At 67.4% G+C, this 10,251-nt stretch carries 6 protein-coding genes; 2 read left to right on the top strand and 4 right to left on the bottom strand.

What is annotated here, in order from left to right; all coding sequences use genetic code 11:
* The 3 genes from AC1DYI_RS18400 to AC1DYI_RS18410 all read right to left on the bottom strand — a co-directional run.
* The coding region (locus AC1DYI_RS18400) for a response regulator (RefSeq protein ID WP_477205578.1) at window positions 1-749 on the bottom strand (749 nt) is incomplete at its 3' end.
* Window positions 743-1,252, bottom strand: a complete 510-nt coding sequence (locus AC1DYI_RS18405; protein WP_477205579.1) for a PAS domain-containing protein — start codon at window positions 1,250-1,252, stop codon at window positions 743-745. The genes AC1DYI_RS18405 and AC1DYI_RS18400, both read right to left, overlap by 7 nt.
* A gap of 155 nt (window positions 1,253-1,407) precedes the next feature.
* On the bottom strand, window positions 1,408-3,924 hold the full coding sequence (locus AC1DYI_RS18410; protein ID WP_477205580.1) for a response regulator: 2,517 nt from the start codon (window positions 3,922-3,924) through the stop codon (window positions 1,408-1,410).
* A 315-nt stretch (window positions 3,925-4,239) separates the two neighbouring features.
* On the opposite strand from AC1DYI_RS18410, the gene AC1DYI_RS18415 reads away from it, so the two are divergent.
* Together AC1DYI_RS18415 and AC1DYI_RS18420 are read left to right on the top strand one after the other, a co-directional pair.
* A complete protein-coding gene (locus tag AC1DYI_RS18415) occupies window positions 4,240-7,587 on the top strand; it encodes a bifunctional diguanylate cyclase/phosphodiesterase (protein ID WP_477205581.1) in 3,348 nt (1,115 codons plus the stop codon).
* 74 nt (window positions 7,588-7,661) lie between these two features.
* Entirely contained in the window at window positions 7,662-8,687 is a 1,026-nt protein-coding gene (locus AC1DYI_RS18420; RefSeq protein ID WP_477205582.1) for a hypothetical protein, read from the top strand.
* Window positions 8,688-8,795: 108 nt separating this feature from the next.
* Here the strand turns inward: AC1DYI_RS18420 and AC1DYI_RS18425 are convergent.
* Window positions 8,796-10,251: CoA-acylating methylmalonate-semialdehyde dehydrogenase (locus AC1DYI_RS18425; RefSeq protein WP_477205583.1), on the bottom strand; the 1,456-nt coding region annotated here is incomplete at its 5' end.

Consider the following 10,251-nt stretch of genomic DNA (forward strand, 5'->3'; position numbering starts at 1 on the left):
TTGCCCATCACGTCATAGGCGTCGGCGTAGCGGGGTTCATCGTTGAGCAGGCTTTCCAGTGTGCGTCGCGCCAGCTGGACGCCGCCGGCCTGGTATTGCGAGCGTGCAAAACCCAGTCGTGCCCAGGGTACGGCGCGGGCCGACATGATGGTTTCGAACAGCGCCTGGGCCGATTGCGGACGGCCAGCGCGGATCCACAGGTCGGCGCCGATGCGCGCAGCGTTGAGCCAGTTCGGGCCACGCGTGTCGCAACGGTGCTGGCACAGCTCGGCCGCCTCGACGAAGGCACCCTTGTCGACGCGGCCGATGATGTCGGCCAGTGTCGCCTTGCGCTGGAACGCCTGCAGCACCCGGTCGCGCAGTGCCTGCCCRGTATGCGGCTTGATGAGGTAAGCGTCGAGGGCGGCCTCCGCGGCCTCGGCCACACGGGCGTAGCCGGCTTCGCCGGAGATCATCACCACCACCGTCGACAGCGGCAGCAACTGCGCCAGGCGCAGGTCGTCCATCAGGTCCTGGCCCGTCATCGGCTGGTTTTCGAAGGCGTATTCGCAGATGACGATGTCGAAGCGCTGGTGCTCGATCAGCCGGCGCGCATCCTGGGCGCGGCTGGTCTGGACCACCGTGCCGAAGCCGAGTTCGCGCATCATGGCTGTCAGCATCGTGCGCGAGGCCGGGTTGGCATCGATCACCAGTGCCTGGCGCCGCGCCATCTCAGCCCAACTGGTGCCGAAGGACTCGGCGCTCACCATGGCCGTGGTCCTCCGGCCTGAAGCTCGATCGGCACGACGGATCCATGGGGTGCACTGCAGACCGCGTGCAGCCACTGCCGCGCGGTGCGGCGCATGGTCTCGTAGGCGGCCTCGGTGCTGCGGACCTGACCGCGGCGCGGCCGTGTGCACACCACCATGTAGCCGGCGGGGTCGGGCGCGTCGCTGATCGGGGCCACCGTGGCATGGAGCCAGTAGCGCTCACCGCTCTTGCGCCGGCTTCTCACCACCGATGACCAGGAGGCACCCGCTTCGAGCGTGGCCCACAGGTCGCGCAACACCTCGGCCGGCATCTCCCGCCGATTGAAGAGCACCTGGGGCCGGCCGATCAACTCGTCGTGCGTGTAGCCGCTGGCTTGGGCGAAGGCCGCGTTGCAGTAGCTGATGCGCTCGCCCGGCGTGATGGTCAAGACCAGCACTTCGCCTCGGGCGATGGCGTAGTCGCCATCCGGCCCGGACGGCATCGAAAGGTCGTCGTGATTCACCGTGTTGTGCTCCCTGACCGGGCTTGTGGCGCCCTGGCCTGGATGTCGGCAACACACGGCAGGCACAAAACTCCCCGCCTGTGGGGACATCTCGACGCGTGGCGTGGGGCGTTCCAGTACCCCGCCCGGGAACCGTTTTCAGGCCAACGATCACGTTAGGACTGGTGCAGCGCGCGCCCCACTTCGGCCATGAAGCGGTCCCGGTCGAGCATCTGCTTGCCGATCACCTGCTGCACGCGGCCACTCAGGCGTTCGCGGTCCTGGTGGGTGATGGTCTTGGCGGTCATCACCAGGATGGGTACCGAGGCCATGGCTGGCTGGCTGCGCACGCGGTCCAGCACCTCGAAGCCGCTGAGGCCCGGCATCATCAGGTCGAGAATGATCAGGTCGGGGTGGCTGTCCATCGCGACACTGATGGCCTGTTCGCCGTCGTATGCGCGCAGCACCTCGCAGTCGGCGCCGGCCAGGCTGGACGCCACCAGGTCGACGGCCAAGGGGTTGTCGTCGACGACCAGGACCTTGCGCGATTGCCCCGGCTGCCGGGTCAGGCCCAGGGACTCGACAGCGTCCAGCAGCTGTTGCCGCCCGACAGGCTTCTCGAGCACCTTGGAGGCACCGAGCGCGACACCGCGCTGACGGTCGGCCACCATCGAGACGATGACCACCGGCACACCGGCCAGGGCCTCGTCCTTCTTGAGTTGCTCCAGCACATCCCACCCGCTGGTGCCGGGCATCAGGATGTCGAGCGTGATCAGATCGGGCTTGGGCCCCACGGACTGGTGGATGAGGCTGCTGTCGGTGACGACACGGACTCGGAAGCCGGCGCTTTCGAGGTGCAGCCGCAACAGCTCGGCCGCTTCCTCATCGTCTTCGATGACGAGGGCATGGCGGGTGCTCGGCGCTCCCGGCGAAGTCGGCGTTGCCTGCCGGACCGGCGTCGGCGGCGCAGCGCCGTCGCCGTCGTGCCAGGGCAGCCAGACGCCGAACTGCGTGCCGTGCCCTGGTGCGCTGGCCACGCCCACCGTGCCGCCATGCAGCGCCGCGAAGCGGCTGACCAGCGCCAGGCCCAGGCCGGTGCCCATGTGGTGGGCCTGGTCGGCCGAGGGAACCTGCTGGAAGGCTTCGAACAAGCGCGGCAGGTCTTCGCTGTGCATGCCGGCGCCGCTGTCGATGATCAGGATCTCAAGCAGCGGGGCGTCGCCGGCGTCTTCGGGCATGGGCAACACGCGCGCCGCGGTACCGGCCGGGGCGGCTTGCCACGGTGCATTCGCTGGCGCCACGCGCACGCAGACCCGGATCTCGCCGCCGTCGGGCGTGAACTTGACCGCGTTGGACAGCAGGTTGTAGACGATCTGGCGCAGCTTTCTCGCGTCCACCATCAGCCGGCCCTGCGGCGGCATGGCGCCAAAGTGCAGCCGGATGCCGCGCCGCTCGACCGCTTCGTCGAACAAGGCCAGGCACTCGCGCAGGAAGCCATTGGGCTCGACCGGATCCAGTTCGAGGCTCATCTTGCCCGCCTCGACCTTGGACAAGTCGAGGATGTCGTTGATCAGCGACAGCAGGTGGTGGCCGCTGTCGAAGATCAGGGTGGCAAAGCGCTTCTGCTTGTCCAGCAAGCGCCCGGCACGCTCGTCCTTGAGCAGCTCAGAGAAGCCGATGACGCCATTCAAGGGCGTGCGCAACTCATGCGCCATGTTGGCCAGGAACTCCGACTTGAAGCGGCTGGCTTTTTCCAGCTGCTGGTTCGAGTCGTCCAGCTTGGCGTTGAGCCGCTGCAGGTCGGCCGTCTTCTGCTGCTCGCGCGAATGGGCTTCGACCAGCCCGGCGTAGAGCAGGCCGTTTTCCAGCATCAGCACCAGCAGCACGAAGTTCGCAGCCAGCAGCCCGTAGACGCGACCGGCGTAGAAGCCCAGATCGAACCGGCCGGCGTTGAAGACTGCCGACAGGCCGATGTCGAACAGCCAGACGCACATCACGACCATCAGCCACAGGTCGAGCACCGTGCGCGGCTTGCGGCGCCACAGCGCCACCAGCGCCACGGCGCTGAGCAGCCAGATGCCGCCCACGACGAAGATCATCGCGGGGGTGTAGTGGTTGCCCTGCATGATGCCGGGCAGCACCTCGCGGCCCGCGGTGACCATCAAGCCACAGCCGGCGGTCAGCAGCAGCACGAGCGCAACGCAGCCGAGCACGGCGTTGGCGACCCGACCGCGCCATAACGCCGTCTCGGGTGGGCGCCGCAGCTGCACGACATAGCCCAGTACTGCCAGTGGGAAGCCGGCGTGCCAGAACATGTACAGCCAGGCCGTGGTCTGCGGCCCCGCGCCGAGCAGGCCGCCGGGTGCGAACAGGCCGGGAAACGTCATCGCATGGACCACCGCGATGCAGGCGGTGAACAGATAGCCGCTGGCCAGCACCAGCAGCGCGCGCGAGCGCAGGATCGCGAACTGCCCGAACAGCAGGGCGGCCGTGATCAGGTCGCTGATGACGAGCGCCGATTCGTAGACGGGAATGAAGGCCCACACCGGCGCCAGCGGCTGCTTGGCGAACGGCACCATCAAGACGAAGAGCGCCACCGACGCACCCGCCACGGCCAGTGCCAAGCGACTCTGGCGGCGTGGCGCAGTCAGGGTCGAGAGAAACACCGGCCTGTCATCGACAAGCCCAGACATCAAGCCTCCCGTTGGCCGCTTGCTCCGTACTCTGGAAGCGGCCTCGGCTGTTGATTGAGCCGGATCTGTGCCCGGTCGGTACGGGATGTTGGAGCCAAGGGGAGGTGGCGTCAACCCTGGCGGGACCCGCTATCAGAGATGAGCGGGGTGTGGGGTATCAGAGATGAGCGCGGTGTGTCGTCGTTCACGCTGACAGCGCAACTTCCGCCGATTCCTACTTGAAGCGTCCAGACATCCCCACAGACAGGCCCCCGGGCTCCCGACAGCGCCAACGCGGCCACGTCCATAAAGTTCGTCCCATCACGGAGCACCCCCATGGCCAAGTCAAACAACAAGGCAGTACGCAATCATCGGTTGATCGCAGCCGCCGTGCTGTTTGTCGGCGTGTTGTTGTCGCTGGCGATCAGCCGATCGGCACACGACGAAATCCGCAGCAACGCTGAGCTTCGCTTCGACGCCGCGGCGACCAGTGCCGGCGACGAGGTCGAGCGGCGGTTCGCTGCCTATGTCGAAGTGCTGTCCGGGTTGCGGGCGTTGTTCCACACTGGCAACGTTTCGCGAGAGGCCTTTCGCCGCTACGCCGAGTCACTGGACCTGAAGCGTACGTTCCCCGGGTTCCAGGTCCTGAACTACGCCCCGTTGGTGCCGGCGTCGGACAAGGAGGCGTTCGAGGCTGCACTGCAGAACGACCTGGGCGGCGGGCGAGTCACCATCAAGCCCCCGGGCCCGCGCGATGCCTTCCATCCGATCTCGCTGATCGAGMCGATGGCCGGCAACGAGTCCTTTCTCGGCAAGGACATTGCGGTCAATCCGGACGTGCGCGGGGCGCTGGACAGCGCCCGCGATTCGGGGCGCCTGAGCGCGTCGGGCAAGCTGATTCAGATCCAGGGCCAGACCGGCTTGGCGATGCGCCTTCCGGTGTACCGGCCCGGCATGCCGACGGACACCGCCGAGCAACGCCGGGAGGCCTACCTGGGCAGCGTCGGTGCGGGTTTTCTGATTGCGCGGATGTTGGAAACGCTGCCGATCCCGACGGACGGCGTGCGCCTGCGGATCTTCGACGGCGGCCGCGAATCGGCGTCAAGTGCATCGCCTGCCAAGTTCGACCTGCAGCCCGACAAACTGGTCTTCGATACCCATCGGCAGCTTGCTGGCGCCGCGGTGGGCGGCGTGGCCTCTCAGCCCGGTGCGGCGTCGGCTGGAGCCGGTGCAGCGAGCGAACCGGTGCCGAGTGCCGACAGCGGCTTCTACAACGTCGGCACGTTTGCATTGGGCGGCAGGGTCTGGCTGATCGAGGCCTCGGTGCCGTTCGAACAGAGTGTCGGCCCGCTGGAACGCATGCTGCCCATCATCATCTTGCTGGGCGGCTGCATCATCAGCGCCTTGCTGGCCAGCGTGCTGCTCAGCCTGATGGGCGGCAAGCGGCGGGCATTGACCCTGGCCTTCGACATGACTCACAGCCTGCGCAGCAGCGAGCAGCGCCTGGCCGAGGCGCAGTCGCTGGCCAAGCTGGGTAACTGGATGCTCGACGTGTCCAGCGGCGACATCGAGTGCTCTGACGAGGCGGGGCGCATCTACGGCCTTGACATCAGTTCGGCGCCGCTGACGCTGCCGCGGATGCTGGCGTTGGTGCCGGATTCGCAGCGCTCGGCCCTGAGCGAAGCGGTGTGGCAGGCCGAGCACGGCGACGAGCGGGTGGAAATCGAACACGCCGTGCGCACGCCGGACGGCAGCGACCGCTGGGTCCACGTCAATCTGCGGCGATCGACCGAGGGCGCTGCCATTGCGGTGCGCGCGACGGTGCGAGACGAGACAGCGCRMAAGAAGGCCGCGTTGCGTCTGGAACTGGCGCACGACATCGGGCAGAAGCTTGCGATGGAGTCGGATCCCGAGAGCGCCGTCGCCTACATCCTGTCGTCCATCGGGACGCGCCTGCAATGGAATGCCGCGGTCTGCTGGCTGCGCGAGGCCGATGGCCAGATGCGCTGCCTGCATGCCTGGGCACAGGGTGGTGCACCTGAATTGAGCGACTTCACGGCTGTCATGCTGCGCCGCCGCGGCGGCCCGACGGGCAGCCATGTCGCATCGGCGTCGGCCACCGGCAACCCGACCTGGCGCAGCATTCCTCTGGCGGGTGCCGACAGCGAAGAAGACCAATTGGCCGAGCGTTGCGGCCTGCAGGCTGCGGTGCTGATCCCCGTGAGTGCCGGGCCCCAGTGGGCTGCGCTGGAGTTCTTCAGCCAGGCCCCGATCAGTGTGGACCGCGAAATCGAAGGCTTCATGCGGTCCATCGCCAGCCAATTGGCGCAGTACCTGCAACGCAAGCAGGCGGAGCAGGCGCTGCGCCATGTGGCGCATCACGACGCGCTGACGGGGCTGGCCAACCGGCCGCTGCTGCACGACAGGCTGGTGCACGCCACGCAGCGTGCAGCGCGTCTGCAAAAGCGCGTGGCCGTGCTCTTCATGGACCTGGACCGGTTCAAGTACGTCAACGACAGCCTGGGCCACAGCGCCGGCGACATGCTGCTGCGCGCTTGTGCAGACCGCCTGCGCGACAGCGTGCGAGAGAGCGACACCGTGGCCCGCTTCGGCGGTGACGAATTCGTGGTCATCCTCGAGGGCTTGAACAGCGCCGCCGACGTGGTGCCGCCGCTGACCAAGATCCTGGCCCGGTTCAACGCGCCGTTCGAGATCAACGGCCGCGAGCTGACCACCACCGCGAGCATCGGCGTCAGCATGTACCCGGACGATGGGCAAGACGTCGAGACCTTGTTGATGCACGCCGACGCGGCGATGTACCGCGCGAAAGAGAAGGGCGCGGGCACCTACGAATTCCATTCGGCGCAAGGCAGTTCGCAAGGGCAGCAGCGCCTGCTGCTCGAAAGCAGCCTGCACCGCGCGCTGGAACGCGAAGAACTGTTCCTGGTCTACCAGCCGAAGCTGGAGCTGGCGACCGGCCGCATCACCGGGGTCGAGGCGCTGATGCGCTGGCAGCACCCGACGCTGGGCCTGGTCTCGCCGGTGCAGTTCATCCCTATCGCCGAAGACACCGGCCTGATCGAGAGCATGGGCCAGTGGGCACTCGAGGTGGCCTGCCGTGATGCGCTGCGGTGGCAGAACGAGGGCCATCCGGTGCAGGTGAGCGTGAACCTGTCGTCGCGCCAGCTGAACCGGCCGCGGCTGGTCGAAGAGGTGGCGCAGATCCTCGCGCAGTCGGGGCTGGAGCCGGCCATGCTCGAGCTGGAAATCACCGAAAGCGGCGTGATGCGCAACCCGACCCGGGCCGCGGCGCAACTGCGCGAGCTGCGCGACCTCGGCGTGTCGCTGGCCATCGACGATTTCGGCACCGGCTACTCGTCGCTGTCGTACCTGCAGCGCTTCCCGCTCGGGACGCTGAAGATCGACCGCTCCTTCATCAAGGACCTGCCCGGCGACGAAGACGCGGCCGCGCTGACCGCCGGGATCATCGGCCTGGCCCAGCGCCTGCGCATGAAGGTGGTGGCCGAAGGCGTGGAGACGCTGGAGCAACTCGGCTTCCTGCGCACCAACCACTGCGACCAGATTCAGGGCTACTACCTGAGCAAACCCATCACCGCGGGCGAGATGAGCCGATTCCTGGCCCGCGACGTACGAAATCTCGTGAGCCCCGTGGCCGCGGCCTGAGCCGCGCACGGGCCCGCGTGGGCGCCAGCGGCCGTTGGCTGCTGGCAATTCTCTGACCCTCGGGAGTTGAACCGATGCATTTGCAAACTGAAGACCGCAGCCTGGCGCAGGTGATGAACCGCATTGCCGCCCTGGACCTGGCGCCCATCAAGTTCAAGATCAGCAGCAAGGAAGACGGCTACGGCTGGACCGCTGAACATGTCGAAGAAGTCGAGCTGGGCTACAAGCGCTTTCTGGCGCTGCTGGCCATGCACCCGGGCCAACAACTGGCACCGACGCGCGACATCGACAAGTTCTGGCACGCCCACATCCTCGATACGCGCAAGTACGCGGTCGACTGTGAGCTGATCTTTGGTGGCTTCCTGCACCACAACCCCTACCTGGGCATGCTCGGCGATGAAGATCGTCTGGACCAGGCGGCCCAGGCTCTGCACAGCTTGTTCGAGAGCGATTTCGGCGAAGAAGTGCCGCGCAACGCGATGCCCATCGAAGGCCCGGCCGACCCGGCCTGGTGCGGCGGCGAGACCACGGCCGACAAGGCAGCGGCCTGGTGTGGCGGTGAGACGCAAACGAAAAACGCAGCGGCTTGGTGCGGCGGCGAGGCCCCTGCAAATAAGGCGGCGGCCTGGTGTGGCGGCGAATCGCCGGCAAAGAAGTCGGCGGCCTGGTGCGGTGGCGAAGCGCCGGTGAACAGGGCGGCGGCCTGGTGCGGCGGCGAGGCTCCGGCGAACAAGGCGGCGGCCTGGTGTGGCGGCGAAGCGCCGGCAAAGAAATCGGCTGCCTGGTGCGGCGGCGAAGCGCCCGTGAACAAGGCAGCGGCTTGGTGCGGCGGCGAGGCACCGGTGAACAACAAGGCAACGGCCTGGTGTGGTGGGGAAGCGCCGGCGAAAAAGTCGGCCGCATGGTGTGGTGGCGAGGCGCCTGTGAACAAGGCGGCCGCTGCTTGGTGTGGCGGTGAAGCGCCGGTCAAACTGACCGCAGTCTGGCGTGGCGCTGAAGCGTCTGCGATCAAGGCCGCGGCCTGGTGCGGCGGTGAAGCACCGGTGATGGAGAAGGCGATGGCCACCGCCTGGTGCGGCGGCGAGGCGCCGACCCACTGAAGAGACAGGCGGCCGCTGTGAAGCGGCTGCAAAAGACAGGCGGCCGCTGTGACGCGGCCGCGTGTGAACCAGGGAGGGGATGACGGACCACCGTCACCCGGCCGGCGGCTACTTGGCCGTCGGCATCACAAACTCGGCACCCTTTCCGATGCTGGCCGGCCAGCGCTGCATCACGCTCTTTTGCTTGGTGTAGAAGCGCACGCCCTCTTCGCCATAGGCGTGCATGTCGCCGAACAGGCTTTTCTTCCAGCCACCAAAGCCATGCCAGGCCATTGGCACGGGAATGGGCACGTTGATACCGACCATGCCGACCTGCACGCGGCGGCTGAACTCGCGCGCCACGTTGCCGTCGCTGGTGAAGCAGGCCACACCGTTGCCGAACTCATGCTCGTTGACCAGCTTCAGTGCGGCGGCGAAGTCGGGCACGCGCACGCAGGCCAGCACCGGGCCGAAGATCTCTTCCTTGTAGATGCGCATCTCGGGCGTCACGTGGTCGAACAGCGTGCCGCCGGTGAAGAAGCCGTCTTCAAGGCCGGGCACCTTGTGGCCACGGCCGTCGACGACCAGCTTCGCGCCTTCCTCCACACCGATGCCGATGTAGCCCTCGATGCGCTGCCTGGCTTCGCGCGTGACGATCGGGCCCATCTCGGCGTCGAGCTCCATGCCGTTCTTGATCTTCAGCGCCTTCGCGCGCTCAGCCACCTTGGGCACGATCTTGTCGGCCACATCACCGACCAGCACCGCGACCGAGATCGCCATGCAGCGCTCGCCGGCCGAGCCGTAGGCCGCGCCAATCAACGCGTCGACCGCCTGGTCCACGTCCGCATCGGGCATCACCACCATGTGGTTCTTCGCGCCGCCCAGGGCCTGCACACGCTTGCCGTGCTTGGCGCCAGTCTCGTAGATGTACTGCGCGATCGGTGTCGAGCCGACGAAGCTGACGGCCTTCACGTCGGGGTGGGTCAGCAGCGTGTCGACCGCCAGCTTGTCGCCTTGCACGACGTTGAACACGCCGTCGGGCAGGCCGGCCTGCTTCAGCAACTCGGCCATGAACAGGCTCGGTGACGGGTCGCGCTCGCTGGGCTTGAGGATGAAGGTGTTGCCGGTGGCCAGCGCCATCGGGAACATCCACATCGGGACCATGCACGGGAAGTTGAACGGCGTGATGCCGGCCACCACGCCCAGCGGCTGGCGCAGCACCCAGTTGTCGATGCCGGTGCCGACCTGGTCGGTGAAGTCGGTCTTCAGCAGCTGCGGCGCGCCGCAGGCGAACTCGACGATTTCGATGCCGCGCGTGACTTCGCCTTGCGCGTCGGTGAAGACCTTGCCGTGCTCGGCGGTGATCATCGCGGCCAGCGTGTCCTTGTGCTGGTTCAGCAGGCCGAGGAAGTTGTTCAGGATGCGCGCACGGCGCAGCGGCGGCGTGTCGGCCCAGGCCGGGAAGGCGGCTTGGGCGGCAGCGACCGCCGCGTTGACCTCGTCTGCGCTGGCCAGTGCGACCTGGCGAGCCACTTTGCCAGTGGCCGGGTTGTAGACGGCCTGCGTGCGGCCGCTGGTGCTGGGC

The organism is Ideonella sp. P3_A4 (assembly GCF_056403075.1).

Bases quoted from the DNA above. Each gene is read 5' to 3' on its own strand.
- AC1DYI_RS18410 (WP_477205580.1), bottom strand. From the start codon at position 3,924: ATGTCTGGGCTTGTCGATGACAGGCCGGTGTTTCTCTCGACCCTGACT.
- AC1DYI_RS18420 (WP_477205582.1), top strand. From the start codon at position 7,662: ATGCATTTGCAAACTGAAGACCGCAGCCTGGCGCAGGTGATGAACCGC.